We start from the raw sequence: 615 nt of genomic DNA, 5'->3' as shown, positions 1-615 counted from the left end.
ACCCGAGTTCTCTCAAGCGCCTTGGTATTCTCTACCTAACCACCTGTGTCGGTTTGGGGTACGGTTCCCAGTTATCTGAAGCTTAGGAGCTTTTCTTGGAAGCATGGTATCAACCACTTCGTCGCCTAGAGGCAACTCGTCATCAGCTCTCGGCCTTGAAATCCCGGATTTGCCTAAGATTTCAGCCTACCACCTTAAACCTGGACAACCAACGCCAGGCTGGCCTAACCTTCTCCGTCCCTCCATCGCAATAACTGGAAGTACAGGAATATTAACCTGTTTTCCATCGACTACGCTTTTCAGCCTCGCCTTAGGGACCGACTAACCCTGCGTCGATTAACGTTGCGCAGGAAACCTTGGTCTTTCGGCGTGCGAGTTTTTCACTCGCATTGTCGTTACTCATGTCAGCATTCGCACTTCTGATACCTCCAGCAAGCTTCTCAACTCACCTTCACAGGCTTACAGAACGCTCCTCTACCGCGTCATCAAAGATGACACCCGTAGCTTCGGTGCATGGTTTGAGCCCCGTTACATCTTCCGCGCAGGCCGACTCGACTAGTGAGCTATTACGCTTTCTTTAAAGGGTGGCTGCTTCTAAGCCAACCTCCTAGCTGT

1 rRNA gene is annotated in these 615 nt (G+C 51.2%); it reads right to left on the bottom strand.

Annotated elements, in window-relative coordinates:
- A 23S ribosomal RNA gene (locus J5M71_RS26560) occupies window positions 1-615 on the bottom strand; the annotation flags it as partial.

Source organism: Pseudomonas sp. 43(2021), assembly GCF_017490805.1.
GTDB lineage: Bacteria > Pseudomonadota > Gammaproteobacteria > Pseudomonadales > Pseudomonadaceae > Aquipseudomonas.
The sequence above is the reverse complement of the archived record's forward strand: the minus strand, read 5'-3'. Positions and strand labels throughout refer to the sequence as shown.